Source organism: Halorubrum sp. PV6 (assembly GCF_003990725.2).
GTDB lineage: Archaea > Halobacteriota > Halobacteria > Halobacteriales > Haloferacaceae > Halorubrum.
The window spans coordinates 2,476,905-2,501,790 of the sequence record NZ_CP030064.1; the positions used below are offsets into that span (position 1 = coordinate 2,476,905).

Below are 24,886 nucleotides of genomic sequence, written 5' to 3' on the forward strand. Positions count from 1 at the left end.
CTTAGAACACCCCGATGCGCGATGCGATCTCGGTCGCGTCGTCGTCCGCGGAGAGCGTGACAGTCGCCTTCTTGGCTCCCTGCGGAGTCACCTGCGTGTTCACGTTGGTGACGGAGACGTCGTACCGGTCCTGCACTTCCTCGCGGACCTCGGGTTTGGTCGCGTCGATGTCGACGAGGAACAGCAGCTTGTTCTTAAAGTCCATCTCGTTCATCGCCTGCTCGGTGACTATCGGATGCTCGATGATGGAGTTCATCGGTCAGCCACCTCTTCGATGGCGCTCTCGGTCCACAGCGTGAGTCGGCCCGGATGCGCGCCCGGCGCGAGGTCTTCCGCGTTGACCTCTCGCGCGGTCGCGACGTCGACGCCCGAAAGGTTTCGGGCGGCGCGGGACGGCTCCTCGCTGGTGACGACCAGGACGGACTTCGGCTGGCTGTACTTTCGACCGCGGGTCTTCCCGCGACCGGCTCGGACGGAGCGACCCTCCTCGGCGCGCTCGATGTCGGCGTCGACGCCGACGGCTTCGAGCACGCCCAGGGCCTCCTGGGTCTTGTTGAGGTCCTCGAACTCGTCGCTCACGACGAGCGGGAGGTCGAGGTCCTCGTCGAACGCGTGACCGCGCTCGGCGACTTGCTCGGCGTCGGCGGTGGCCGCGATGGCCGACCGGATGGCGAGCTGTCGCTCCTTGTCGTTGAGGCTCTTCGTCTGGTCTTTCTCGGCCTTCGGCGGGTGCGCGGCGCGGCCCGAGACGGCGCTCGGGACGCGGCGGGCAACGTTCTCGGAGCGGGGGATGTGTGCGAGCCCGCGCCCGGAGCCGAACGACTCCGCGGGGGTTCGCAGCCCAGCGAACTCGTCGGCACCGTAGGCCTGTTTCCGGTTAGCCTGTGCGGCGGAGACTGCCCGACCGATGAGGTCCGGTCGGAACGCGGTCTCGAAGATCGCCGGCAGCTCGATGCTGCCCGCGTCCCCGCCGTCCAGGTCGTGTACTGTTGCGTTCATGTATTATCCCTGGTTGGATGCGGTGGATACGTACCGGACCTCGGGGTCGAGGCGCGGCTGGTCGTTCGGCCGGATGGCCGGGCGGAAGCGAAGCAGGCGCTTGTCCGGACCAGGCAGCGAGCCCTTGATGAGCGCGTAGTCGCCGTCGACCTCGCCGTAGTTGACGAAGCCGCCGTCGACGCTGGCGTCGTCGCCCTCGCCGAAGTCGATGAGGCGCTTGTTGAGCTCGGTGCGCTGGTGGTAGCCGGTCTGCCCCTGCTGGGGAACGGTCGAGCGGACGCGGGATGGGTTCCACGGACCGAGGTTGCCGATCCGGCGCCGCCATCCCTGGCGGGCGTGTTTGCCCTTCCGCTTTTGAACGCCCCATCGCTTGACGGGGCCTTGGGTCCCTTTCCCTTTCGTGATGCCCGAAACGTCGGTGTACTGACCGGCGCGGAAGACGTCACCGAACTCGTGGGCGCCGCCCTCGGCGACCAGATCGAGTCCGAAGTCGACGCGCTCCTCGAGGGAGCCGCCGCCGACGCGCGTCTCCATGACATCGGGCTTCTTCTTGGGAACGTTCTGGAGCTCCGAGGGGACGGTGTGGGTGATGACGCGGACGTCGTCGACCGCGCCCTCGTCTAAAAGCGCACGCAGTTCGTCGGCGTCTTCCTCGAAGGTGTCTTCCGCCGGGAGGTCGAGCGCGCGGTCGAGCTCCTCGTGGAACTCGGTCGCCCATACCTCTTCGACCGGCTTCTTTCCGTACGGCGTCTGTTCGTAGGCGCGCAGGGCGACGGCGTACATCGGCGGCGTCTCGACGACGGTGACGGGAACGGACTCTTCCATTCCCTCACGCGGCGAGTTCGCCTCGTCGTTGACCATAACGACGTGCGTCATACCGGCTTTGTAGCCGGCGAACCCCTGCAGTGCTGGGGCTCCGTCGTCGTCGGGCCACGATCGAATGCGCGGGACCTCTCGGTCTGCGCGGGTACGCGGGCCGTAGCCCAGCGAGCCTTTTCGTGGTCGGCTTGGTTGTGGCATGTGTTTACTCCGTGAGTGTGAGCGAGCCGAGAGTCACGAACAGAGCCTCCTCCGTTCGGACGACCTCGCTCGCCTGTGCCGGGATCGTATTCAGCCAGAGGTCGAACCCCGGATCGGGTTCGACCGAGCGGCCGTCGGAAACGGCCGCCCGAATGTCGTCGGGCGAAAGCCCGAGCATCTCCGGAAGCCCTCGTTCGGGCGCGCCGAAGGCGACGGTGTAGCCGCCGACCTCCCGCGCGTCCGAGACGATGCCGCCGAGCCGCGAGACGGAGAGTTCCTCCCCGTGTCGCGACGTCGCGACGGCCAAGCCGTCGCCGGCGAGCGCTTCCGACAGGTCCGCTTCCACGACCTGGAAACCGTCCTCCGGCTTCCCGGTGATGCGGGCGCGGACCGGTTCTCTCGAAGAGACCCTGATGGTGACGCGCTCCCCCTGCTCGACCTCCATTCCGGAGGGCACGAGCAGGGAGATCGGGTGTTCCCGCAGCGGGGAATTGACCCGGACGCGGCCTTCAGGTCCGACCTCGGTCACGAGTCCCTGTGTTTTCGACTCTTCCCCGCTAGGGGTCGAGCCGGTCCGCCACGGCACGCGGAGCGGCGGGAGCACGCCGGCGTACCGGAGTTCGTCGCGCTCCCCCCAGAGATCCTTTCGGAGCCCCGGAGGGGTCGCGGCGTACCCCAGCACGGTCCGAACGTACTCGCCGCCCCGTCGCCGCTCGCCTTCCCCGTCGGGGAAGACGACCAGTCGATCCGCCCGGAACACCGCCGCCGCACGGGCGACGTAGCCGAGTTTGCGAGTTGCCTCGCGGTCGTCTTCGGCTTCCCGGACGACCGAAGACGGAATACATATCGTGAGTCCGTCTTCGGTACGCATCGTGGCGAGACTGTACCCCTCGATTTCAGACGGCGTCGTAAAAGGATAGCGGTCCCGCTTTCGGGCTGTGGCGCGTTCACACGGGGTCTCGCGGGCGTTTTCGGCTCTCGATCGAGACAGGCGTTCACACGGTCGGCCGTCGCAAGGGGGTACTGCCGACGCGGCCGCCCCACGGCCGTCACAACACGCAAATGGCGGCGAAAAGGGGGACGGGTCGGGCGGTTCCGGTCGGCGCCGAGGGTGCGTCGTCGAGCGTCGTTCGGAACGCTTATACCTCCGACTCGGGCTATGTGAAATTGCGAAGCACGCACCGGTAGTGTAGTGGTATCACGCAACCTTGCCATGGTTGCAACCCGAGTTCAAATCTCGGCCGGTGCATCTTCTCGCTACGCTCGAAGATACACCGGCCTGACTCCCCGCTCGCTGCGCTCGCGGGGAGTCTCGGCCGGTGCTTTTCTCACACAACGTAAGCAATCACCGAGAGAGATTTGAACGCTATCAGTCGCGCGCAGCGGACGAAGCGAGCGAGCACGTCTGATTCTGCGTTCAAATCTCTGCCGGTGCCTCCCTACGGTCGTGTGCCGCCCGGCTTCCCGCTCGCTGCGTCGCCGGCGCTGCGCGCCGGCTGCCAGAGAGACCAGAGGTCTCTCGCTGCTCACGGGAGTCTCGGCCGGTATGATTCATCCATTTAAATGAAAGCGTGAGCCGCCGGCGAGCGAACCGACCGCCACTTCTCCGCGACCGGTAGTTTCAATCGGCGATCCGCCGAACCGGTTGGATATGACCGTTCCAACCAAGACGCTCCCGAGCGGCGCCGAGTTGCCGGCGCTCGGACTCGGGACGTACGACCTCGGCGACCACACGGCAGACAGCGTCCGTGCGGCGCTCGACGCCGGCTACGCCCACATCGACACCGCCGAAGGGTATCACAACGAGGCGGCGATCGGCGAGGCGCTCGCCGAGTACGACCGCGACGAGGTGTTTCTCACCTCGAAGGTGCTCGCGAAGAACCTCAACTACGAGTCGGTGATCGAGTCGTGTGAGGCCTCGCTCGACCGACTCGGCACCGGCTATCTCGATTTATACCTCATCCACTGGCCGAACCCGGCAATCTCGCTGCGCGAGACGCTGCAGGCGATGGCCGAACTCCACGACCGGGGGCTCGTCCGCGACGTCGGCGTCTCGAATTTTAGCGCCTACCAACTCAGCTGCGCGCACCACGTCGCGGACGTGCCGATCGCGGTCAACCAGATCGAGTACCATCCCTGGTTCCAGCGCCCGGATCTCGTCGACTACTGCCACGAGTCGGACACCGTGATCGAGGCCGCGGCCCCGCTCGCGCGGACGGCGGTGTTCGACGACGAGGTCGTCGCCGACCTCGCCGAGACGTACGACAAACACCCCGCGCAGGTCGTGTTGCGGTGGGCGCTCGACAACGACGTGGTCGCGTTACCGCGGTCGGCGACCCCGGAACACGTCCGGGCCAACGCCGACCTCGACTGGGAGCTCGACGCCGCCGACCGGCGGCGACTCGACGGGCGCGACCGCGACGAACCGGTGTACGACACCCCGGCGCGCGACTGGACGAGCGACGTGTACGGGATCGAGCAGTAGCCGACGCCTCTCGCGCCGGCCGCGAGCCTTGCGCTTACGACCGATCCGTATCGAGGTCGACGGGCTCCCCCGTCTCGGCCGACTGATAAATGCCGTCGATAGCGCGCACGTCCGTGAGCGCGTGGTCCCCGTCCGGGTGGAACGGTTCGCCGGCCAGAAGCTGGTGGCCGAAGTAGGCGAACTCCGCTTCGATCTGGTGGACCTGCTCGAAGTCGACGTCGACGCGCGTGCCGTCGCGGACGACGGCGAACCCCCTGTCCTCGCGCTCGTAGAACGCCGGATCGAGGATCAGGCGCCCGTCCGTGCCGGTGACCTCCAGCCGGCTCGCGTGCTCGGCGTTCTGGCTCACCGTACACAGCGCGTCGACGCCGTCGGGGAACGCCAGCCGGAAACTGGCGTGTTCGTCGACGCCCGCGAACGCCTCGTGGCGCGTTCGGGTCCGGCCCGACACCTGCACCGGGTCCTCGTCGAGAACGAATCGGGTCGTGTTGATCGGGTAGACGCCCAGATCCATGAGCGCACAGCCGCCGGACAGTTCGGGGTCGAGCCGCCACTGATCGGTGTCGCCGGCGAGCTCCCCGAGCATCGTCTGGGACATCGTCGCGTGGACGTGAACCACGTCGCCGACGACGCCCGCCGAGCGGAGGTCACGGAGCCGGCGGACGGCGGGGTCGGTCTGCATGCGGTAGCCGACCATCAGCGGCACGTCGGCCTCCCGACAGACATCCACGAGGCGGCGAGCGCGGTCCAGCGTCGATTCCAGCGGCTTCTCGCACAGAATCGCTTTCCCCTGTTTTGCGGCCGCGCGAACGTACCCAAGGTGGGTCGCGTTCGGCGTCGCGACGTACACCGCGTCGTACGCGTCCGCGACGGCGCCCGATCTGAACGCGTCGGGATCCACCTTGGTCACGTCGTGTTCGGCGGCGACCGTCTCCACCGCGTCCGCGTCGATGTCGGTGACGACGGTCGCCTCGGTGTACGCCGACCGGGCGATTCCCGGCAGCGCCCACTCGCGGGCGAACCAGCCGAGGCCGACGACAGCGACTCTCACAGGGTCGGTGACGGCCTCCCGGTCCAGCGTCTCCCAGTCGCGGCGCGTGAACCCATCGAGGTACTCCGCCAGGGCGGTTTCCATGCGTGCCCGTCCGCGTGCGGACGTGAAATAACCCCGGCGACGCGGACGGCCCGAACCCCGGCGACGCGAAACGCGCAAAAATCGACGATGCAGAGCACGCAATCCCCGACGAGGCGAGACTCGACGACACGCGGAGGTGCCGTCGAACGCTCACCACGGCCCGTCGTAGTCCACTCGCGGGCGGTCGACGTCGATGCCGATATCGCGAAGTGCGGCGGTGGCGTTCTGGACGGGCGAGGGCGCCGGGCGGTCGAGCGCGTCGATCGTCGCCTCGGCGAACCGCACCGTCCAGTCGCCGCCGATCACGACGACCGCCCGGCGCGGTATCTGCGAGTGACCCTCCCACGATTCGGCGAGGAGGTCGTACGACTCGGCGACGGTCCCGTGGAAGTCTGAGACAATCGGGAAGGGGAATTCGAACCGGTCGGCGTACGCGAACCCCGCGTACAGCGAGTCGCCGGTGAGGGCGACGACGGCGAGGTCGTCGCGGCCGTGCCAGCCCGCGTCGCGGACACCGGCGAGCGCCGCGGTACAGGTCGGGACGAAGTTCGCGGGCGCGAAACAGCAGACGACCGCATCGTGGCGGTCGACGAGCCGGAACAGCTCCAGTTCCGCGGCGGTCCCGGCGGTGACCGCGGGGGCGATGAAGTCGGGAGCCGTGACGCCGACATCGATCATGGGTGACACGTTTGGTTGCCACTGATAAATACTCACCCCCGGCCTCGTCGGCGTATCCGCGCACCCGAAACGCCGATCGAAGCGCTAAACGGACGGGACGACACCTGCGAGCGTATTTCACGGTGTAAGAGTTTTACGTCCCGACGACCGACTGGTGTCGTGTTCGGTTCTCACGCCGCCACGGCGCTCGCCCTCGTCGACAGCTACGGTGCGATCGCCATTTTCGCGGTCTTCGCGCTCGAAGGCGCGCTCGTCGGGAAGATGCTCCCGGCGCGGACCCTGTTCGTCACCGCCGTGGTCGCCGTCGGCGTCGAGGCGGTCGCGGTGCTGCCGGTGTTCGCCGCGGCGGTGGTCGGCGCGACCGTCGGCCAGTCGGTGGTGTTCGTCGCGGTGCGCCGGTTCGACGCGGACCCCACGTCGCTCAGGCTGGTCCCGGTCGACGAGGGGCAGTTGGAGGGCGTGGGGCGCTGGTTCGACCGATGGGGCCTGCCGGCGGTGGCGGCCTCGAACGCGGTCCCCGGCACCCGCGGCTGGCTCGCCGTCCCAACCGCGAACGCCTCGTCCGTCTCCGCGCCGCGGTTCGCCGCCGCGTCGCTCGTCGGGTCCGTGGCCTACGTCGGCGCGCTGGCCGCCGTCGGCGTCGCCGTGGTGTTCGGGTTCGGTGACGCCCTCGGCGCGTTCGGCGCCGGCGCGGTCGCGTATTTATAACACCGTGCCGTGCTTCTTGTCCGGGAGGTCCTTCTCGACATCCTCGTAGAACGCGAAGCGCGCGGCCAGTTCCTCGCGGAGCGAAGAGGGCGCGACGATCTCGTCGATGACGACCTCGCTGGCCATCCGGTGGATGTCGATATCCTCGCGGTACTCCTCGCGTAGGCGCGCCTCGGTCTCGGCGCGCTCCTCGGGGTCGTCGATCGCGGCGAGCTTCCGGGCGTAGACGGCGTTGATCGCGGCCTCCGGCCCCATGATACCGATCTCGCCGGACGGGAGCCCGATCACGCTCTCGGGGTCGTAGGCGGGGCCGCCCATCGCGTAGATGCCCGCGCCGTACGCCTTCCGGGTGACGACGGTCTGTTTCGGGACCGTCGCCGAGGAGGTGGCGTAGATCATCTTCTTGCCCTTCTCTAAGATCGCGTCCTTCTCGACTCCCGACCCCGCCATGAACCCCGGCGTGTCACAGAGGTACAACAGGGGGATCTCGTAGGCGTCGCAGGTCCAGATGAACTCCGCCGCCTTCTCCGCCGCGTCCGGGAAGATGGCGCCCGAGCGAACCGTGGGGTCGTTGGCGACGACGCCGACAGGCCGGCCGTCGATCCGACAGAACGCCGTGACGATCTCCGAGCCGTACCCCTCCTTCAGCTCGAAGACGGACTCCGCGTCGGCGATCCGGTCGAGGAGGTCGCGGACGTCGTAGGGTCGGTTCGGCGAGGCGGGGATCAGCTCGTCGATCCCCTCGGGCGAGAACTTCGGGGGCTTCGGCTCCCGTTTCGGGGGCTTCTCGCCCGCCTTGTCGGGGAGGTAGCCGACGAGGTCGGCGACGAGTTCGCGGGCGTGCTCCTCGTCGCGGGCGACGAGATCCGCGGAGCCGGACTCCTCGGCGTGGACCCGCGGGCCGCCGAGGTCGTCCATCTCTATCTCCTCGCCGGTGACCATCTTCACCATCCGCGGCGAGGCGATGGCCATCGCCGACATCCCCTCGACCATCACGGTGAAGTCGGCGAAGACGGGCGTGTAGGCGGCGCCGGCGATACAGGGGCCGTACAAGACGCAGATCTGTGGGGCGGCGCCGGAGAGCATCGAGTGGTTGTAGTAGTACTTCCCGATCCCCTCGCGGTTGGCGAAGAAGCCGGTCTGCTGGTCGATCCGACCGCCCGAGGAGTCCATCAGGTAGAGGATCGGCTTCCCGGTTTTCAGCGCGCGCTGTTGCATCCGGAGGAACTTCTCGACGCCCTTCGCCGCCATCGACCCCGCCTTCACGGTGAAGTCGTTGGCCATGAAGTGAACGTCGCGACCCTCGAACTCGGCCGCGCCGGTGAGCAGGCCGTCGCCGGGGAGCCGGTCGTCGGTGGCCGCGTCCTCCTCGTCGCCTGTCGGAGCGTTCGGGTGCCAGTCGTCGAAGGCGGCGAACTTCCCGTCCTCGAAGTGGAGTCCCGCGGGGTCGCCGTCGGTCGCGCTCGCGTCGCCGGCCCCCCGCGTGCCGCCCTCGCCGCCGAACCAGAGGTCGAGCCGGTCGCGGACGAACAGTTTGCCCTGCTCCGGGAGTCGCTGGCGGTACTTCTCCGGACCGCCCTCCAGGATGTCGTCGATCTCCTCCCGGAGCGCGCGCTCGCGGTCCGTCGGGCCGAGGTCGTCGTCGAGCGGGTAGTCGACCGCCGGCGGGTCGGCGCTCGCGGCGGGCTCCGCGCGCTCGCCGACGTGAACGTCGACGCCGACGCCGAGATGTTCGGCGAGCGACTTCGCGATCGCTTCGGCCTCTTCGGGCGTCGCCGCCGCGCCGACGTGGACTTTCATGGACGCAAGATTTGCGGTAGATCCTAAACAGTTTTCCATGCGGGTTCGCGGTCGCCCCGGCGGCTCGAAAAGACGCGCCGCGCTACGCCAGCGCCGCCTGCAGCCGTTCGACCAGTTCCTCGTTGCCGACGTACAGCGGCACGCGGTCGTGGACGCCCTCGGGCTCGACGTCGAGGATGTGTTGTTCGCCGTCGGTCGCCGTCCCGCCCGCCCGCTCGATGATGTACGCGATGGGGTTCGCCTCGAAGGAGAGCCGGAGCTTCCCGTCCGGCGCGTCGACCAGCGCGGGGTACGCGAAGACGCCGCCGTAGGTGAGCACCTGGTTCACGTCGCCGACCATGGCGCCGCCGTACCGGAGTTTCAGTTCGTCCTCGATCTCGCGGGCGTAGGCGGTGAAGTCGGCGGGCCAGTCGGGGACGCGCCCCCCGAACCCGTAGACGAGCGGGTCGTCGGGGAGTCGCAGGTCGGCCTCGACGACGGACCGCTCGACGCCCTCGCCGTCGCCCGCGACCACCTCCTCGCGGACGCCGGACGCGTCGGCGACGACCATCGTCGTGATCGGGCCGTACAGGACGTAGCCGGCGGCGACGAGGTCGCGCCCGGTCGCCGGAAGCGGGGCGTCGTACACGCCGACGACCGTGCCCATCGCGTTGTTCGACCGGAGGTTCGAGGAGCCGTCGAGCGGGTCGATGGCGACCGCGTACGCGCCCTCGCCGACCGCGCCGCCGGCGTCGACGGCGGCCTCGCGCTCCTCGCTGACGAACGAGCCGACGCCGTCGACCGCCGTGATCGCCTCGCCGAGCAGTTCGTCGGCGTAGAGGTCGCCGGCCAGCACGGACTCGCCGGAGGCGTTCTCCGTCCCGCTCTCGACGCGGCGACCGGGGAGCGCGGCGCGGATCTCGGGGGCGGTGGCCGCGACCGCGTCGAAGACCGCCTCGACGGTCGAGTCGGCGCCGCCGTCCGACGCAGGGTCGGCCATCAGTCGTCGCTCTCGGCGATCGCCAGCGCCTCGTCGGGCGCTACCTCTTGGAAGATCACGGCTTCCAGCGCGTCGAGGATGCGTTCGGGGTCGTCACGCTGGAACACGTTCCGCCCCACAGCGACGCCGGTGGCGCCCGCGTCGATGGCGTTCGCGACGTTCCGGAGGAACGCCTTGTCGTCGCGCATCGTCCCGCCGGACATCACCACGTCCGCCGGACCGGCCATCTCGACGGCGTGACCCATCGCCTCGGCGGAGCCGGGGTACTTCACCTTCACCACGTCGGCGCCGAGCTCCAAGCCGAGGCGCGCGCCGTACGAGATCACGTCGGGGCTGCCGTCGTTGCGGAGGCCCTGCCCGCGGGGGTACGACCACATGACGACGCCCATGTCGTGTTCGCGGGCGCCCTCCTGTGCGGTCCGGAACTCCTCGGCCATCTCAATCTCGTGGTTCGAGCCGCCGTAGACCGTGAATCCGATCGCGTCGGCGCCCAACTCGGCCGCGTACTCGGGCGTGCAGTTGACCGCGCTGTTCGGCTCGCCCCGCCAGAGGTTCGAGGTCCCGTTGAGTTTCAAAAGGAGGTTGACGTCGTCCTCGTAGTCGGGGTAGTACGCCTCGGCGAGCCCCTTCTGGACCGCCAGCGAGGTGACCGCCTCGTGCGTGGCGAGTTCGAAGATCCGCTCGGGGTCCGCCGTCTCGGGATTCGGCTCGAAGTCGACCGGCCCGTGTTCGATCCCGTGGTCGTACGCCAAGATGAGCGACTTACCGTCCCGCGAGATGTTGTCGGCGGCGTGTGGGAGCATCGATTCATACTCCCGTTACATCGGTAAAAAACACTATGGTCGGACGGGCGGGCGTAAAGAATTGAATTCGGCCGGTTCCGCGCGTCTTGACGGTTTCTAACGGAGATTGAGAGAGAACATACTTACTACTCAAATAGTTAATTATGGCACGCAGGACGAACGCGCCTCCCGTGGGTGGTCGTCTCGGGCAGGAAGCCGCAATACTTACCACGCCCGGCGCGACAGCGTGCCGCATGCGAGCGTTAGCAGACATCGACGTCGTGGGCGTCGTCGGCGCCGGGACGATGGGCAACGGGATCGCGCAGGTCGCGGCGACGGCCGGCTACGAGGTCACCATGCGCGACATCGAGCCCGAGTACGTCGAGCGCGGGCTCGACAGCATCGACGACAGCCTCGCCCGGCTCGACGAGAAGGGGCGGCTCGACGACGCCCCGGAAGCGATCCGGGACCGAATAACGGGCACCACCGACCTCGACGCCCTCGCGGGAGCCGACGTGGTCGTCGAGGCCGCAGTCGAAGATCTTGCGGTGAAACGAGAGATATTCGCCGACCTCGACGCGGTGACCGACGACGACGTGGTCCTCGCGACCAACACCTCGACGCTCTCTATCACGGCCGTCGCGAGCGCCACCGACCGCGCGAGCGACGTGGTCGGCCTCCACTTCATGAACCCGGTCCCGATAATGGACGGCGTGGAGGTCGTCGTGGGCGAACACACGACGGACGCGGTCGTCGACTTCGCGCACGCCTTCGCCGAGGACCTCGGCAAGGAGACGTGGGAGGCGGACGACAAGCCCGGCTTCGTCACGAACCGAATTCTGATGCCGTGGATAAACGAGGGCGTCCGGGCGTACGACGAGGGCGTCGCGGACAAGGAAGATATCGACCGGGGGATGAAACTCGGGACGAACGTCCCGATGGGGCCGCTGGAACTCGCCGACCACATCGGCCTCGACGTGGTGGTCAACGCCAGCGAGACGCTGTACGACGAACTCGGCGACCGGTACAAGCCGGCGTACCTCCTGAAACGGAAGGTAGAGGCGGGCGACCTCGGGAAAAAAACCGGCCGCGGGTTCTACGAGTACGAGTAGAGCGCGTCGAACACCGGCACGGCGAGTTACGAGTCCTTCTCGTCGCCCGCGGTCCACCGGCGCGCGCCGGGGAGCAGCCCGACCAGTTTCGTCACGTAGCCGAACCGGAACAGCCCGACCTGCGAGAGCGCGCCGAGGACGAAGACGGCGAGAAAGAGGGGCGCGGTCACGTCGAACAGCAGCGGCTCGACCGACGTCTGTGCGGTGGCCGCGTCCAGCGTGGCCGGGGTGATCGACCGCGACGCGAACGCCGCGCCGATAAAGGCCGTCGAGACGACGAGCGTCGTCCGGCTCAACACGAACCCGAACAGCGCCCCGACCGCGACGCCGGCCAGCGTCGCGCCGACGAGGAGCAGCGTCCCCTCGATACCGGTCGCGTCGGCCGCGTACATCGGCCCGACGGCGAACCGACCGGCGAAGCCGCCGACCAGTCCGCCGATGGCGACGACCGCGAAGGAGAGCCCGGCGTACGCGAGGAACCCGCCCACCGCGGCGCCGAGCGCGGCGGCCGCGCCGGTGAGGAGGAGGCCGTCGACGGCGATCAGCCCGGCGAGGCTCGGAGCGGCGACGTAGCCGGCGCCGGCGCCGACGAGGACCCCGGTCAGCGTGACGGCGTAGACGGAGACCGCGGCCCCGACGAACGCGAGGAGCAGTCCCGCGAGAACGATCCCGGCCGAGAGTGGCGTGATCATGCCAGCAGGTGGAGCGCGGGCCGACTTAAAAGGTCGCGAGACGAGAGGGCGATGGCGGCGACGGGAGGCAGGTGGCAGCGACGGGAGGCAGATGGCGACGGGAGTCGAGCAGGGCGACCGACGCCCGCGCGAGCCTCAGCGCCCCTGCCGGCCCGACTGCCGGTCGAGGTACCGAGTGTAGCCGCCGACGGCGAGGCCGAAGCCGAGCACGATCAGGACGAGGCCGAGCAGGCGGGTCGTACCGAGCGTCATCACCGCGAGGATCACGCCGAAGACGAACGCGAACACGCCGGCGACGACGACCCCGGCGTCGAGGAGCGGCGAGGGCTGGACGGCCTCACAGTGGGGACAGATCCGCGCGTCGCTCGGGATCGGCTCCCGGCAGTCGACGCAGTGGACGCGGTCGCGGGACACGGCCGCCGGTTCGACCGTCGGCGACTTATAAATATCAGTCCGCCGTCGCCGTCGCCGACTCGCCGCCCGTCTCCAGCGTCTCTTGGACCTGCGTCACGACGGTCACGAGCGCGACGACCGCGAGGCCGGCGCCGGCCGCGAACGGGACGACGAAGCCGAACCCGTAGAGCCAGCCGGAGGCCAGCGGCCCGACCGCGACGCCGAAGCCGAACCCCATCGTGAGCACCGACAGCGTCGTCCCGGACTCGCCCTCCCGCGCGAGGTCGCCAGCAAGCGCGAGCGACGGCGCGAACACGCACGCCACGGCGATCCCCTGTGCCAGCCGCACGAGCGTCATCACCACCGAGTCGGTGACGATCCCCTGGAGGAGCGTCGTGGGGACGAGCAGCACGAACCCGACCAGGAGGAACGGACGACGCCCGATCCGGTCGCTCGCCTGTCCGACCGGCACCTGAAACAGGACGTTGGCGATGGTGACCGCCGCGAACTGGAGTCCGAACCACACCGGCGCCTGATCGAGGCGGGCGTTCACCTGCGTCTGGAGGGTCGCGAACAGCGCGATACAGATCCCCATCGCGACCGTCGCCAGCCCCAGAGCGAACACCGGGTCGAGCAGTCGCCCGTCCCCGCGGACGCGGATCGAGAGGTCGTCGCTCGCCGCGCTCGACTCGGCGGCGTCCCGGACGAGCAGGAAGACGAGCACGAAACTGAGGTACGCGGCCGCACAGGCCGCCACGAACGCGGCGTCGAACCCGTCGAGGACGGGGAGACCGACCGCCGAGAGGTCGTACGGTCCGCGATCGACCACGAGGCCGGCGAGAACCGGGCCGAAGCCGAACCCGATCAGCCGGAAGGTGTTGTACACGCCGAAGTTGCCCCCGCGGTCCGCGTCGCTCGCGGCGTACTCGTTGACCAGCGCGACGGTCGCCGGGATGATGAGCGCCGCGCCGAACCCCTGTGCCGCGCGAAGGGCGATCAGCTGCCAGTAGGCGTCCGCGACGGTGTACAGCCCGCTTGCGGTCCCCAAGAGCAGGATGCCGGCTAGCACGAAGGGGCGACGGGCGCCGGTCCGGTCCGAGAGCCGCCCGGTCAGGGGCTGTGAAAGGCTGTTGAGGAACCCGAAAAGCGAGAGGACGACGCCGATGAGCAGCGGTTCGGTGAGCGTCACCGAGGCCGCGCCGACGCCGACGGCGGACCCGAGGAGCGACTCGATGTCGACCAGATCGCTCGCGATGTACAGCGGCAACACGACGATGAGAAAGGAGTTCCCGGCGGCGCCGACCATCCGGGCGAGCGCGAGGACGATGACCCGCCGATCGGTGTCGAGGACGCCGGAGACGAGGCCCATCTATCCCCGCTTCGGCCGCGACCGCAAAGGCGTTTGTGAACGGGGGGTATCGTTCCGGTTTCGCGCGGGACCGGCGATTACGGCTCCGGGAGCGGCGCGTAGTGTCGTTTGATCCCGCGGATCTCGAAGCGCGCGCCGCCCTCGTCCGACGCGGTCGCCTCGACGGTCCAGCCGTGGGCGCTGGCGATCTCCTGGACGATCGCCAGCCCGAAGCCGGTGTTCCCCTCGGCGCTGCTCTGTCCGGGCTCGAAGAGGTCGTCCGCGACCGACTCCGAGATCCCCGGCCCGTCGTCGGCGACGTAGAACCCGTCGTCGAGGTCGCCGACCCGGATCGTCACGTCCGGCCCGGCGTGTTCGACGGCGTTCCGCGCGAGGTTCTCGAACAGGTTCCGCAGCCGGTCCGGGTCGGCCGACACCTCCCTGTCGGTCTCGACCGTGAGCGTCGCGGCGCCGGTCTCGACCGTCTCCCAGCTGTCGGTCGCGACCGTCGCGAGCGAGACCGGCTCGGTGTCGCCGACCGTCTCCCCCTCTCTGGCGAGCGTGAGGGTGTGGTCGATGATGGACTCGATCCGGTCGAGCGCGGCGGCGGTGGCGTCGAGGTGCTCGTCGATCTCGGCGTCCTCGTCGGCCGTCGTCTCCGCGAGCTCGACGCGCCCCTGCGCGACGTTGAGGGGGTTTCGCAGGTCGTGCGAGACGATGGACGCGAACGAGTCGAGTCGCTCGTTCTGGCGTTTGAGCGCCGCCTCGCGGGTTTTAAACTCCGTGATATCCTCCTGGAAGCCGACCCACTCCGTGACCCGACCGGCGGCGTCGGTGATGGGGGCGATGCTGACGCGGTTCCAGAACTCGGTGCCGTCCTGGCGGTAGTTCAGCAGTTCGACGCTGGTCGACTCTTCCGCCGCGATGGCGTCGCGAAGCGTCGAGACCGCGGCCTCGTCGGTGTCCGGCCCCTGCAGGAACCGGCAGTTCACGCCGACCGCGTAGTCGCGGTCGTAGCCGGTCATCTCGACGAACCGGTCGTTGACGTACACCATCGGGTTGTCCGGCAGTTCCGGGTCGGTAATGGTGATCCCCACCGGGGCCTCGTCGAGCGCGCGGGTCTTCGTCTCCAGCTCCTCGCGCTGCTCGACGTCCTCCGAGACATCGCGCAGGATGCCGACGCTGCCGTCGAACTCCTCGCCCTCGTACGGCAGCGCGGCCATGTGGTCGCGACAGGGGATCGGGTCGCCCTCCTTCGGCTCGATGTCGACGCGGAACCGCTGGATGTCCGGCCCGTCACGGGAGAGGATGGTTCCGAGCCGGTCTTCGGACTCGTGGACCGCGTCGTCGCCCTTTATCAATCCGGGCTTGCTTCCGACGATCTCCTCGACGTCGTAGCCGGCCAACTCCGCGAACGGCTCGTTGACGAACTCGAAGGTGCCCGTCTCGTCGACGACGTAGACCGGATACCCGAGCGCGTCGATGACGGTCGAGTAGCGGTCGGCGATCTCGCGGGTCCGGTGCTCCTCGACCGCCTGCCCGACCCGGTTCGCGAGCCGGCGCAGCTGCTCTGGACCGCCCTTCTGGAAGTAGCCGGTGACGCCCGCGTTGAGCGCCTGGCTGGCGATCTCTTCGGAGCCTTTCCCGGTGTAGAGGACGAAGGGGGTCGAGCAGTCGGTCTCACAGATCCGCTCGAAAAGCGCCAACCCGTCCATCTCGGGCATGTCGTAGTCGCTGATGATACACTCGAAGCGGTCGTCGTCGAGTTCCTCCAGCGCGGCCGACGGCGTCGTGACGCTCGTGACTGCAACCGCGTCCAGTTCCCGTTCGAGGTAGGCCTCCGTGAGGTCGAGTACGGAAGCGTCGTCGTCGACGTGCAACACGTCGATGCGTTCAGCCATGATCTCTTCTGTCGCTCGGCAGGTAAACGAATACCGGCGAAAATATCAGTCCTGAGTTTCGTCGGCGGTGTCGTCGTGGCTGATTCTTAAGGGCGCGCGGCGCGGACCCCAGAGCGATGGCGGGCGGGACGCTCCCCGGAACCGACGCGGACGACGACGCGGGGAGCGACCGCGTCGTGTTCCACGTCGATATGGACTGTTTTTACGCCTCCTGCGAGCGCCTGCGTCGCCCCGACCTCGTGGGCGAACCCGTCGTGGTCGGCATGGGCTACGAGGCGGGCGAGACCATCGGCGCGGTCGCGACGGCGAGTTACGAGGCGCGCGCGTTCGGCGTCGAGAGCGCGATGCCCATCTCGGAGGCGCTCGACCTGCTCCCGCGGCGCGCCGACGCCGACCCCGACGACCCGGACGCGCCCGACCCGGCCGACGCCGGGCGGTACGTCCCCGTCGACCTCGACTTTTATAAGGAGGTCGCGAGCGACGTGAAGGCGGTCCTCCGCGACTGCGCCGATGTGGTCCGCGAGGTGAGCATCGACGAGGCGTACCTCGACGTCACCGACCGGACGGCGTGGGACGCCGCCGGCGACCCCGACGACCCGCCGCCGAGCGCCGCGAGCGGCCCCGCGGCGGCCCGAACGCTGGCCGAGGGGTACGCCAGACACGTGAAACAGCGCATCGAGCGCGAGGCCGGCGTCCCCGCGAGCGTCGGCGTCGCCCCGAACATGTCGACCGCGAAGGTCGCGAGCGACGCCGACAAGCCGGACGGGCTGGTGGTCGTGCCGCCGGGCGAGGTGGCGCCGTTCCTCGCGTCGCTGCCGACCGCGGACATCCACGGCGTCGGCCCGGTGACGGAGCGGACGCTGGCGGAGATGGGCATCGAGACCGCCGGCGACCTCGCCGCGGCCGACCCCGACCGGCTCGCCGAGGAGTTGGGCGAGCGCGGCCCCGACCTCCACCGCCGCGCTCGCGGCGACGACGACCGGGCGGTCACCCCGACCGGCCTCCCGAAGAGCCTCTCGCGGGAGTCGTCGCTGTCGGCGACGGCCGACGAGGAGACGAAGCGGGAGACGGTCCGCGCGCTGGCCGCCGACGTGGCCCGACGCGCCCGCGAGCGGGGGTGCCTCTATCGCACGATCGGGATAAAGGCAGTCGAGCCGCCCTACGAGGTGAACACCCGCGCTCGGAGCCTCCCCGGCCCCGTCGACGACCCTGACCTCGTCGAGTCGGTGGCGCTGGACCTCCTCGACGAGTTCGCCGGCGACCGGGTTCGCAAACTCGGGGTTCGCGTCTCGAAGCTCGACTTCGCCGAGAGCGATCAGGCGACGCTCGGCGGGTTCGAGCCGGGCGACGGGGCACGCGAGGGGCGCGACGCCGAGGGCGGTCGCGGCGCGGTCGACACCGGCGGCGACGGCGGGAAGCTCACCGACTGGATCGGCGGCGAGCCGACCGGCGCCGAGAGCGATGAGGACGACGAGACGGCGGCCGACAGACGCACCGGCGACGGGCAGGCCTCGCTCGGCGACTGGTCGTAGCCGGACGCTCGCCGCGATAGGGGGATTTAGGTGGCCGAGCGCCGACGCCGAGGCATGGACGACTTGGCGTGGGAGACGCTCGACACCGACATCGACTACCGCTGCCCCGGCTTCGAGGTGCGCCGCGACGAGGTGCGCTTCCCGGACGGCGAGACGGACGGGTACCACTACGTGGACGAGTCGCCGGCGGTCGTGGTCCTCCCGCTGACGCCCGACGGCGACGTCGTCGTCATCGACGAGTGGCGGCAGGCGGTCGGGCGGGTCAACCGCGCCCTCCCGGCGGGGTCGGTCGAACCCGAGGACGCGGCGGCCCTCGAACGCGCCGCGGCGCGCGAACTCGCCGAAGAGACCGGCTACGAGGCCGACGCCTTCGAGCGACTCACGACGGTGGAGCCGACGAACGGGCTGGCGAACTCGGTCCACCACCACTTCCTCGCGACGGGGTGTGAGCCGACCGCGGAGCAGGACCTCGACCACAACGAGTCGATCGCGGTCGAGACGGTGGCGTACGACGACCTGCTCGAAGCCGTCGTCGACGAGGGGCTCCGCGACGGCCGGACCGTGACGGCCGTGCTGTGGTACGAACTGCTCCACCGCTGAACCGGCGTCGACGCCGGCGCGTCCGATCGACGGACAGGCATTTCTGCGATCGGCCCCTACCGAGGCTAATGAGCGATCCCTCCGAGTTCGACACCGGGGCCGGTGACGGCGGGCGAGCGCGCGACGAGCACGAAGACGCCGCGATCGAAGACGGCGGCGAGCCCGGCACCGCACACGCGACGGTCGACAGCGCCGACCCGGCCGACGAGGGGTCGAAGCGCCCCCTGCTCCGGACGGTCGGCGTCGCCTTCGGGCTGGGCGTGGCGGGCATCCTCGGGCTCATCATCGTCACCGCGATCATCGGGGGCGGCGTCTTCCTCGTCTCGGAGGTCACGGGACAGCAGCCGCCGCTCCTGCTCTCCTTCGTCGTGCCGTTCGTCGTCGGGCAGATCGTCGCGTTCCTCGGCGTCGGGCTCGGATACCTGCGATGGCGCGGGCTGAGTCGCGAGGAGATCGTGGCGTACCTCGGGGTCCGGCGGCCGACCATCGTCGAGACCGTGATCGCGGTCGTCGGGCCGGTCGCGGTGATATTCACCGTCTTCGTCGTTAGTTCGCTGGCGCTGGTGACCGGAACGCAGCCGGCACAGAATCAGGGCGCGCAGATGACGCTCCAGAACCCGTCCATCATCCCGATCATGATCGTGGCCATGCTGCTCGTCGTGGGGCCGTGCGAGGAGATCCTGTTCCGCGGGGTCATTCAGAGCCGGGCGCGGGAGACCCTCTCCGCGATACCCGCCATCCTGCTCACCGCGTCCGTGTTCGCGCCGGCGCACATCGTCTCGCTGAGCGGCGGCGTGAGCGCGATGATCACGTCGATCAGCATCCTCTTCGTCCCGAGCCTGATCTTCGGCGCGGTGTACGAGTACACGAACAACCTCCCGGTCGTCGCCGTGATGCACGGGCTGTACAACAGCTTCCTCCTCACCATCGGCTACATCGCCATCACGTACGGTCCCGAGATGGAGGGGGCCGGACAGGCGGCCGCGGCGCTGTCGCTGGTGCCATTATAAACCGGTCGCGGCGCTGTCGCTGTTAGTTTGATGAACGAGCCGGTGGCGCGTGCCCGTGAGCGGTCGCCGTCGGCGACCGCGAACGGCACCGCGCGAGGGAGTCAGTCGCCGGAGCGAAGCGGAGGCGACTGACGAGGCTGGGGAGGTTCGAGGCTGCGGTGCTGTGCGGGGTGGGACGCAAAGGGGCAGCCGCGAGGACGACGCTCGACGACGCAAGCACCGCAAACCGCGAACGAAGTGAGCGGGTGAGGAGCGCAGCGAGTCGCGCGAGTCGTCGCGGCTGGGGCTTTGGAAGTGTCTGTTCTCGATTTGCGGTCGACCGTTTATAGGCGAGCGGCTGGGGCGTTGGAAGTGTCTGTTCTCGATTTGCGGTCGACTATTTATAAGCGAGCGGCTGGGGCGTTGGGGGTGTTCATCGGCGAATCGTCAATCACGTATAACGGAGACTGGGGCGTTGGAGGTGGTCACCGAAGAGTCGTCGAGCAACGAGTAGCGGTTTATAAAAAACACGTCGTCAGCGACACCCACGACTCACGAGTACGAAAGCGGACTGAGGGGAGTAAGCCCCCTTCGGTTCGTCCCGACATTCGGCTCAGCGTCCGCGCCGTGGCCGGACTACCTTATGGCGCGAACTTGCACCGGCGAGGATTCGCCGTTCCATCCGTTCCCACCCGTCAATCCTCATCGGGTTAGCTCCCTTCCCTTACGGGTCGGTTCGCGCGAATCACGGGTCGGGGTGGGGGGTGTCGTTGCTGTTCCAGAGCCAGCCGTCTCCGACTCCGGGCGTGTGCCCGGTCGCCTGTCCGGCCGGTGGGGGGACTTTCCTCATGCCGAGGGCACGGGAGTCGGGCTCCCTCTGTCCGACCGCGTGTTACCAACGCCCGCGAATAAGCCGTTCGGTACTCGCGGGGCCGGGTCGATCATGACGGTCGGCCGTCCGGATCCCCCCGTCGAACGGGGTCGAACAGTCGGATTCTCAAGGGAAGCGTTCAAGTCGTCAGCAACGTAAGGGACTATCATGTCCGAGGCTCAGACCGTTCAGCTGTCGTACGACGACGGTGCACGAGCGGTCGAACTCGCGCGGGAGGCGGTCGAGTCGTTCGTCCGACACGGACAACGTGAACAACCCGGTAGCATGCGGGAGGCGTTTTACGCCCGCACCGGCGCATTCGTGCGACTGGAGTCCACACGGGGACGCGGTCGGCTCCGCGGCTGCGCCGGCGCGTGGGAGACGTCCGATCAGCTCGGTCACGCCATCGTCGAGGCCGCCATCAAGGCCGCGTCCGGCGACTCCTGCGGCTCCGAGGTCGAGCCGAAGGAGCTCGACAACATCACCGTCTCCGTGTTCATCGTCTCGAACACGGTCCTCACCAACGACCCGCTCGCCGACTTACAGATCGGCACCCACGGCGTCGCCGTCGACGGCGGGAACTCGCACGGCTGGCTCTACCCGACGGTGCCCGTCGAGAACAACTGGTCCGGCGCCGAGTTCCTCTCGCGCGCCTGCCGGAAGGCCAAGCTCGCGCCGAACGCGTGGGAAGACGAGGAGACGATGGTGACGCTCATCGAGGGACAGGTGTTCCGCGAGCGCGCAGACGGCGGCGCCGTCGAAGAGCTGTAACGACTCGACCGCAACGACGACCCCGTTTCTCCGCCCGACGACGAGCGGCGAGCCGCCCGCACGTCACGGGACGTACCAGATTCCCCTGTCGGCGTCGAACAGGTCGCCGACGACGACGTGCGGAAGCGCGATGATGCTGATCGCGACGCTCCAGAACGCCACCGCGCCGGGCAGCAGCGACGACCCCGCGAAGGGGTTCGGGAACGCGACGTACAGCGCGGCGACGACGGTGAACGTCGCGAGCGCGCCGACCGCCATCAGCGCCCACGCCCGCAGCGCGGCCGCCGACACGGAGTCACCCCCCACGAGGTCCCAGTCGTCCTCGCCGACCGGCTCGGCCTCGACCGTCGCCGTCCGCGCGACCTGGCGGGCGGAGTACCAGAACGGGAAGTAGAGCCCGACGGCGACGAGCACCGGGACGACGGCGAAGTACACGGCCAGCAGGACGCTCTCGCCGGCGTCGACGAGCCACGCCCGACCGCCGCCGCGGACGTAGCCCAGCGCGATGTGCGCGACGAGCGCGGCGGCGTAGCCGGCGAGGATCACCCCGCGAACCGTGTCGGTGGGGCCGCGCGTGAGCGCGCCGGCGTCGACGAGGCCGACCATGAGCGTGCTAAACGCGTAGAAGGTGTCGCTGTGGAACACCATCGGCACGAGCATCACGGCGCCGCCCCGGACCGCGGCGGCGAGCGCTCGCTGCGGCCGCGTCTGGAGGTGCGGGACGCCGACGGTCGCTTCGAGGACGCGAACCCCGCCGATTCCGCCCTTCGCCATCGCGACGACCAGCGCGAGACCGAGGCCGGCGACCGGGGCGATCAGGAACAGGCCGACGAAGCCGGCGATCCCGCCGAGGTACGCGGCGACGTACCGCCAGCGGAACGACGGTCGCCGCCGCCTGAGGTTCTCGAAGTGTTCGTACCCGCCGTGCGGGAGGTTCAGGGCGATCATCCCCACGAGGTAGACGATCATCTGTGCCTCGATCGGAACGGACACGCCGGCGAGCGCGACCGCGCCGAACCCGGCGATGAGCGCCGCGAGCGCCGCCCGCGAGAGCCCGATCGACGGGTGGGTCCGCGTCCCGCCGACCGACCGCCACAGCCGCTTTTGAACGGTCAGGGACATTACAGCGGACGTACGGACGGGATAACAAAATCCGTCCGGGCGCGATCCCACGCTCCGGGAACGGCACGAATTGCCAAGGGTCGGGGTCACGTACCGATCGGATATGGCCGACCAGCTTCGCGACGACCCGACGATCACCGTCGTCGGCGGGGGGTTCGGTGGCCTCGCGGCCGCCGCGTACCTCGCCGACGCCGGAGGCGAGGTGGAGCTGCTCGAACGCCACGACCGCGTCGGCGGCCACGCCGGCGTGATCGAACGTGACGGCTTCCGGTTCGACTCGGGGCCGTCGTGGTACCTGATGCCGGACGTGTTCGAGCGCTTCTTCGGGCACTTCGACCGAGAGCCCGAAGACTACTACGAGTTGGAGCGGCTCGACCCCCAGTACCGAGTGTTCTGGAAGGACGGGGACCGCGCCACCATCGCGCCGAACCGCGAGAACGTCCACGAGGTGTTCGAGTCCTACGAGCCCGGCGCCGGCGACGCGCTCGCCGAGTACCTCGACCGCGCCGAGCGCAACTACGACCTCGCGATGGACCGGGTGGTGTACGAGGGCCGCGACCGGCTGCGCGACTACGTCGACACCGACCTCCTCCCGCTGGCCCCGCGATACCGCCTGTTCGGGAACATGGACGACTACGTGGGGCGGTACGTCGACCATCCGAAGCTCAAACAGCTGTTGGAGTACACGCTGGTGTTCCTCGGCGGCTCGCCGTACAACACGCCGGCGCTGTACAGCATCATGAGCCACGTCGACCTGAACATGAACGTCTTCTACCCCGAGGGCGGCATCGCCGGGGTGGTCGACGCGCTCGCGACCCTCGCTCGCGAGCGGGGAGTTAGGATAGAGACGGGCGTCGAGGTGCGGTCCATCGACGGCCGAGCCGGGGCGTTCGACCTGACGACCGACGCCGGGACGCGACGGACGGACCTCGTCGTCAGCAACGCCAACCCGGCGTACGTCGAGCAGGAACTGCTCGACCCGAGCGACCGCGACCACGACCCTGGCTACTGGGACGACCGCACCTACGCGCCCTCCGCGTACATGCTGTACCTCGGCGTCGAGGGCGACGTGGGGCCGCTCGCGCACCACTCGCTCGTCTTACCGACCGACTGGTCCGACCACTTCGAGGCCATCTTCGAGGAGCCGCGCTGGCCGGACGACCCCGCCTACTACCTCTCCGTCGCCTCCGAGACGGACGAGACGGTCGCGCCCGACGGCCACCACGCCGTCGTCGCGCTGGTCCCCATCGCGCCCGGCTTAGAGGACGGGCCGGCGGTGCGCGAGCGCTACCGCGAGAAGGTGTTGGCCGACCTCGCCGAACACGCCGGCGTCGACCTCCGCGACCGGATCGTCTCCGAGACGACCGCCTGCGTCAGCGACTTCGCCGACCGCTACGGCGACCCGCAGGGGACGGCGCTGGGGCTCGCACACACGCTCTTCCAGACGGGGCCGCTCCGCCCCGGCCACCGCGCCGGCCTCGACGGCCTCTACTACGTCGGCTCGTTCACGGGGCCGGGAATCGGGATGCCGATGTGTCTCATCAGCGGCGAGCACGCGGCGACCGCCCTCGGAGAGGACTACCCCGAAGCCCTCGGCGGCGACGGGCTGACGCTCGACGCGGCACACCCGACCGGGTCGGAGCCGGCCGGCTCGGCGACGCCGCCCCGGTCGCGGTGACGGCTGGCGAGCGACCCCGCGCCGGGCGAATCACGCCGTCGGTTCCGAATCGTACCCGACAGCCGCCGCGTCGGCGAGCGCGCGCTCGGCGGCCGCGTCGATGTCGAACGGCTCGTCCGCGACCACCTCGCCGTCGCGGATCACCGGCTCCATGAGCGACTCGGCGCCGTCGGGGCCCGCGCGGCCCGCCAGTCCGACCGCGTGCGCGCCGTCCGCGGTGCGGTAGACGGCCTTCGTGCCGGAGAGTTTGCCGCGCTTCGCGGCCGGCTCCCCGTCGACCTCAACCACGTCGAGCGCGAAGTCGACCGGCTCGGCGTTGGAGACGTACCCGCCGACGCCGAACCCGTCGACGACGTCGCGCAGCTCACGGAGGTCGGCGGGACCGAGACCGCCGGAGACGTACACGTCGACGTCCTCGTGCCCCCGAACGTCCAGCTCCCAGCGCACCTCCCGGATGATGTGCCTGAAGTCGCCGCGCCGCGAGCCCGTGGTGTCGAGCCGGACGCCGTCGAGCCGGTCGCCGAGCGTCTCGACCGCGCGCAACACCTCGTCGACCTCGTCGGAGTAGGTGTCACAGAGGGCGATCCGGGGGACCGATTCGTCGGCGGCCGCGTCGAAGGCGCGCCACGCCGCCTCCTGTTCGCCCCGACCGAAGCAGATGGCGAGGGCGTGCGGCATCGTCCCCGACGCCTCCCGGCCGAGCGTCTCGCCGGCGGCGACGTGCGAGAACCCGTCGAAGCCGGCGACGAGCGCCGAGCGCTCGACCATCGCGGTCATCGACGGGTGGACGTGACGCGCCCCGAACGAGAGCAGTTGGGTGTCCGGCGCGGTGACGCGGCAGTCCAGCCCGGCGGTCGCGACGCCGGACGCGTGCGAGAGGAATCCGAGCAGCGAGGTCTCCAGTCGCGCGAACGCGAGGTACGGCCCCTCGATCCGCATCACCGGGCCGCCGTCGAACAGGCGGCCCTCCGGGATCGCGTCGACGTCGACGTCGCGGCCCTCCAAGAGCGCGACCGCGTCTTTCAGCCCGGCGAACAGTTCGAAGTCGCCGTCGGGGAACTGATCTGCGGTCACCTCGGCGACGACGCGGGGGTTCCGCCCCGCGTGTTCGAGGGCGGCCGCGGTCCGCTCGAAGTACGCGTCGGTCGCCCGACCCTCCCGGATCGCGGCCGCGTCGACGATGTCGAACTCCGTCATACCCGACAGTTCGACCGCGTGGGGAGAAAAGCCATCCGAGTCTTCCGAGTGGAACAGGAGAGAGCAGAGGGCGGTCAAAGAGCGGGCGACGACG

At 69.5% G+C, this 24,886-nt stretch carries 23 protein-coding genes, 1 tRNA gene and 1 other RNA gene; 9 read left to right on the plus strand and 16 right to left on the minus strand.

From position 1 onward, the window contains the following. Position 1 precedes the first annotated feature (1 nt). From DOS48_RS26415 to DOS48_RS26430, 4 genes are read right to left on the minus strand one after another with little or no spacing between them, the layout of a single operon-like run. On the minus strand, positions 2-256 hold the full coding sequence (locus DOS48_RS26415) for a 50S ribosomal protein L23 (protein WP_127118569.1): 255 nt from the start codon (positions 254-256) through the stop codon (positions 2-4). Continuing rightward, on the minus strand, positions 253-999 hold the full coding sequence (gene rpl4p, locus DOS48_RS26420; protein ID WP_127118570.1) for a 50S ribosomal protein L4: 747 nt from the start codon (positions 997-999) through the stop codon (positions 253-255). Before rpl4p ends, DOS48_RS26415 begins: the two co-directional genes overlap by 4 nt. Positions 1,000-1,002: 3 nt before the next feature. Continuing rightward, the gene (locus DOS48_RS26425; RefSeq protein ID WP_127118571.1) at positions 1,003-2,019 is read right to left on the minus strand and encodes a 50S ribosomal protein L3; all 1,017 of its coding nucleotides are present in this window, start codon (positions 2,017-2,019) and stop codon (positions 1,003-1,005) included. Positions 2,020-2,023: 4 nt separating this feature from the next. Further along, a complete protein-coding gene (locus DOS48_RS26430; protein ID WP_127118572.1) occupies positions 2,024-2,890 on the minus strand; it encodes a putative RNA uridine N3 methyltransferase in 867 nt (288 codons plus the stop codon). A gap of 307 nt (positions 2,891-3,197) precedes the next feature. Here DOS48_RS26430 and DOS48_RS26435 point away from each other — a divergent pair. Both DOS48_RS26435 and DOS48_RS26440 read left to right on the plus strand, forming a co-directional pair. After that, a tRNA-Gly gene (locus tag DOS48_RS26435) sits at positions 3,198-3,268 on the plus strand. Between the two features lie 402 nt (positions 3,269-3,670). Next, on the plus strand, positions 3,671-4,504 hold the full coding sequence (locus tag DOS48_RS26440; RefSeq protein ID WP_127118573.1) for an aldo/keto reductase: 834 nt from the start codon (positions 3,671-3,673) through the stop codon (positions 4,502-4,504). A 34-nt stretch (positions 4,505-4,538) separates the two neighbouring features. On the opposite strand, the gene gfo6 is transcribed toward DOS48_RS26440, so the two are convergent. Both gfo6 and DOS48_RS26450 read right to left on the minus strand, forming a co-directional pair. After that, a complete protein-coding gene (gfo6, locus tag DOS48_RS26445; protein ID WP_127118574.1) occupies positions 4,539-5,639 on the minus strand; it encodes a D-xylose 1-dehydrogenase Gfo6 in 1,101 nt (366 codons plus the stop codon). Between the two features lie 150 nt (positions 5,640-5,789). Then, complete coding sequence (locus DOS48_RS26450) at positions 5,790-6,317, minus strand: redoxin domain-containing protein (RefSeq protein WP_127118575.1); 528 nt, start codon at positions 6,315-6,317, stop codon at positions 5,790-5,792. Positions 6,318-6,476: 159 nt separating this feature from the next. On the opposite strand from DOS48_RS26450, the gene DOS48_RS26455 reads away from it, so the two are divergent. Further along, positions 6,477-7,025, plus strand: coding sequence for a DedA family protein (locus DOS48_RS26455; RefSeq protein ID WP_127118576.1), 549 nt, complete (start codon positions 6,477-6,479; stop codon positions 7,023-7,025). Here the strand turns inward: DOS48_RS26455 and DOS48_RS26460 are convergent. The 3 genes from DOS48_RS26460 to DOS48_RS26470 all read right to left on the minus strand — a co-directional run bounded on the left by DOS48_RS26460 (position 7,020) and on the right by DOS48_RS26470 (position 10,607). Further along, on the minus strand, positions 7,020-8,825 hold the full coding sequence (locus DOS48_RS26460; RefSeq protein ID WP_127118577.1) for an acyl-CoA carboxylase subunit beta: 1,806 nt from the start codon (positions 8,823-8,825) through the stop codon (positions 7,020-7,022). The two genes, DOS48_RS26455 and DOS48_RS26460, sit on opposite strands and share 6 nt — an antisense overlap. An 82-nt stretch (positions 8,826-8,907) precedes the next feature. Beyond that, entirely contained in the window at positions 8,908-9,804 is an 897-nt protein-coding gene (locus DOS48_RS26465) for a class 1 fructose-bisphosphatase (protein WP_127118578.1), read from the minus strand. Beyond that, a complete protein-coding gene (locus tag DOS48_RS26470; protein ID WP_127118579.1) occupies positions 9,804-10,607 on the minus strand; it encodes a class I fructose-bisphosphate aldolase in 804 nt (267 codons plus the stop codon). Before DOS48_RS26470 ends, DOS48_RS26465 begins: the two co-directional genes overlap by 1 nt. Before the next feature lie 233 nt (positions 10,608-10,840). Here DOS48_RS26470 and DOS48_RS26475 point away from each other — a divergent pair, with 233 nt between their 5' ends. Beyond that, complete coding sequence (locus DOS48_RS26475) at positions 10,841-11,698, plus strand: 3-hydroxyacyl-CoA dehydrogenase family protein (protein ID WP_127118580.1); 858 nt, start codon at positions 10,841-10,843, stop codon at positions 11,696-11,698. A gap of 26 nt (positions 11,699-11,724) precedes the next feature. Here the strand turns inward: DOS48_RS26475 and DOS48_RS26480 are convergent, their stop codons facing one another. The 4 genes from DOS48_RS26480 to DOS48_RS26495 all read right to left on the minus strand — a co-directional run bounded on the left by DOS48_RS26480 (position 11,725) and on the right by DOS48_RS26495 (position 16,032). Continuing rightward, positions 11,725-12,390 (minus strand): phosphate ABC transporter permease, encoded by a 666-nt coding sequence (locus tag DOS48_RS26480; RefSeq protein WP_127118581.1) that lies wholly within the window; start codon positions 12,388-12,390, stop codon positions 11,725-11,727. 135 nt (positions 12,391-12,525) lie between these two features. Then, complete coding sequence (locus DOS48_RS26485; RefSeq protein ID WP_127118582.1) at positions 12,526-12,804, minus strand: zinc ribbon domain-containing protein; 279 nt, start codon at positions 12,802-12,804, stop codon at positions 12,526-12,528. A gap of 34 nt (positions 12,805-12,838) precedes the next feature. Next, on the minus strand, positions 12,839-14,152 hold the full coding sequence (locus tag DOS48_RS26490; RefSeq protein WP_127118583.1) for an MFS transporter: 1,314 nt from the start codon (positions 14,150-14,152) through the stop codon (positions 12,839-12,841). Positions 14,153-14,229: 77 nt separating this feature from the next. Then, positions 14,230-16,032 (minus strand): PAS domain S-box protein, encoded by a 1,803-nt coding sequence (locus DOS48_RS26495; protein ID WP_127118584.1) that lies wholly within the window; start codon positions 16,030-16,032, stop codon positions 14,230-14,232. Positions 16,033-16,148: 116 nt separating this feature from the next. Here DOS48_RS26495 and DOS48_RS26500 point away from each other — a divergent pair, with 116 nt between their 5' ends. From DOS48_RS26500 to DOS48_RS26510, 3 genes are all read left to right on the plus strand, one after another. Further along, the gene (locus DOS48_RS26500; RefSeq protein ID WP_127118585.1) at positions 16,149-17,564 is read left to right on the plus strand and encodes a helix-hairpin-helix domain-containing protein; all 1,416 of its coding nucleotides are present in this window, start codon (positions 16,149-16,151) and stop codon (positions 17,562-17,564) included. A gap of 54 nt (positions 17,565-17,618) precedes the next feature. Beyond that, positions 17,619-18,164, plus strand: a complete 546-nt coding sequence (locus tag DOS48_RS26505) for an NUDIX domain-containing protein (protein WP_127118586.1) — start codon at positions 17,619-17,621, stop codon at positions 18,162-18,164. Between the two features lie 68 nt (positions 18,165-18,232). Beyond that, positions 18,233-19,174: a CPBP family intramembrane glutamic endopeptidase gene (locus DOS48_RS26510; protein ID WP_127118587.1), complete on the plus strand. Its 942-nt coding sequence runs from the start codon at positions 18,233-18,235 to the stop codon at positions 19,172-19,174. A gap of 548 nt (positions 19,175-19,722) precedes the next feature. Here the strand turns inward: DOS48_RS26510 and rnpB are convergent. Then, positions 19,723-20,035: RNase P RNA component (gene rnpB / locus DOS48_RS26515), an RNA gene on the minus strand. 157 nt (positions 20,036-20,192) lie between these two features. Here rnpB and DOS48_RS26520 point away from each other — a divergent pair. After that, on the plus strand, positions 20,193-20,795 hold the full coding sequence (locus tag DOS48_RS26520) for a TIGR00296 family protein (protein ID WP_127118588.1): 603 nt from the start codon (positions 20,193-20,195) through the stop codon (positions 20,793-20,795). A gap of 63 nt (positions 20,796-20,858) precedes the next feature. Here DOS48_RS26520 and DOS48_RS26525 read toward each other — a convergent pair whose 3' ends face one another. Beyond that, positions 20,859-21,917, minus strand: a complete 1,059-nt coding sequence (locus DOS48_RS26525) for a Brp/Blh family beta-carotene 15,15'-dioxygenase (protein WP_127118589.1) — start codon at positions 21,915-21,917, stop codon at positions 20,859-20,861. 103 nt (positions 21,918-22,020) lie between these two features. On the opposite strand from DOS48_RS26525, the gene DOS48_RS26530 reads away from it, so the two are divergent. Continuing rightward, on the plus strand, positions 22,021-23,595 hold the full coding sequence (locus DOS48_RS26530) for an NAD(P)/FAD-dependent oxidoreductase (RefSeq protein WP_244629345.1): 1,575 nt from the start codon (positions 22,021-22,023) through the stop codon (positions 23,593-23,595). 30 nt (positions 23,596-23,625) lie between these two features. On the opposite strand, the gene DOS48_RS26535 is transcribed toward DOS48_RS26530, so the two are convergent. Next, positions 23,626-24,792, minus strand: a complete 1,167-nt coding sequence (locus DOS48_RS26535; RefSeq protein ID WP_127118590.1) for a nicotinate phosphoribosyltransferase — start codon at positions 24,790-24,792, stop codon at positions 23,626-23,628. Positions 24,793-24,886 lie beyond the last annotated feature (94 nt).

Coding starts and splice junctions, on each gene's coding strand:
- DOS48_RS26510 (WP_127118587.1), top strand. CDS start 18,233: ATGAGCGATCCCTCCGAGTTCGACACCGGGGCCGGTGACGGCGGGCGA.
- DOS48_RS26450 (WP_127118575.1), bottom strand. CDS start 6,317: ATGATCGATGTCGGCGTCACGGCTCCCGACTTCATCGCCCCCGCGGTC.
- gfo6 (WP_127118574.1), bottom strand. CDS start 5,639: ATGGAAACCGCCCTGGCGGAGTACCTCGATGGGTTCACGCGCCGCGAC.
- DOS48_RS26425 (WP_127118571.1), bottom strand. CDS start 2,019: ATGCCACAACCAAGCCGACCACGAAAAGGCTCGCTGGGCTACGGCCCG.
- DOS48_RS26415 (WP_127118569.1), bottom strand. CDS start 256: ATGAACTCCATCATCGAGCATCCGATAGTCACCGAGCAGGCGATGAAC.
- DOS48_RS26475 (WP_127118580.1), top strand. CDS start 10,841: ATGCGAGCGTTAGCAGACATCGACGTCGTGGGCGTCGTCGGCGCCGGG.
- DOS48_RS26500 (WP_127118585.1), top strand. CDS start 16,149: ATGGCGGGCGGGACGCTCCCCGGAACCGACGCGGACGACGACGCGGGG.
- DOS48_RS26430 (WP_127118572.1), bottom strand. CDS start 2,890: ATGCGTACCGAAGACGGACTCACGATATGTATTCCGTCTTCGGTCGTC.
- DOS48_RS26440 (WP_127118573.1), top strand. CDS start 3,671: ATGACCGTTCCAACCAAGACGCTCCCGAGCGGCGCCGAGTTGCCGGCG.
- DOS48_RS26525 (WP_127118589.1), bottom strand. CDS start 21,917: ATGTCCCTGACCGTTCAAAAGCGGCTGTGGCGGTCGGTCGGCGGGACG.
- DOS48_RS26480 (WP_127118581.1), bottom strand. CDS start 12,390: ATGATCACGCCACTCTCGGCCGGGATCGTTCTCGCGGGACTGCTCCTC.
- DOS48_RS26470 (WP_127118579.1), bottom strand. CDS start 10,607: ATGCTCCCACACGCCGCCGACAACATCTCGCGGGACGGTAAGTCGCTC.
- rpl4p (WP_127118570.1), bottom strand. CDS start 999: ATGAACGCAACAGTACACGACCTGGACGGCGGGGACGCGGGCAGCATC.
- DOS48_RS26490 (WP_127118583.1), bottom strand. CDS start 14,152: ATGGGCCTCGTCTCCGGCGTCCTCGACACCGATCGGCGGGTCATCGTC.
- DOS48_RS26520 (WP_127118588.1), top strand. CDS start 20,193: ATGTCCGAGGCTCAGACCGTTCAGCTGTCGTACGACGACGGTGCACGA.
- DOS48_RS26505 (WP_127118586.1), top strand. CDS start 17,619: ATGGACGACTTGGCGTGGGAGACGCTCGACACCGACATCGACTACCGC.
- DOS48_RS26460 (WP_127118577.1), bottom strand. CDS start 8,825: ATGAAAGTCCACGTCGGCGCGGCGGCGACGCCCGAAGAGGCCGAAGCG.
- DOS48_RS26535 (WP_127118590.1), bottom strand. CDS start 24,792: ATGACGGAGTTCGACATCGTCGACGCGGCCGCGATCCGGGAGGGTCGG.
- DOS48_RS26530 (WP_244629345.1), top strand. CDS start 22,021: ATGGCCGACCAGCTTCGCGACGACCCGACGATCACCGTCGTCGGCGGG.
- DOS48_RS26495 (WP_127118584.1), bottom strand. CDS start 16,032: ATGGCTGAACGCATCGACGTGTTGCACGTCGACGACGACGCTTCCGTA.
- DOS48_RS26465 (WP_127118578.1), bottom strand. CDS start 9,804: ATGGCCGACCCTGCGTCGGACGGCGGCGCCGACTCGACCGTCGAGGCG.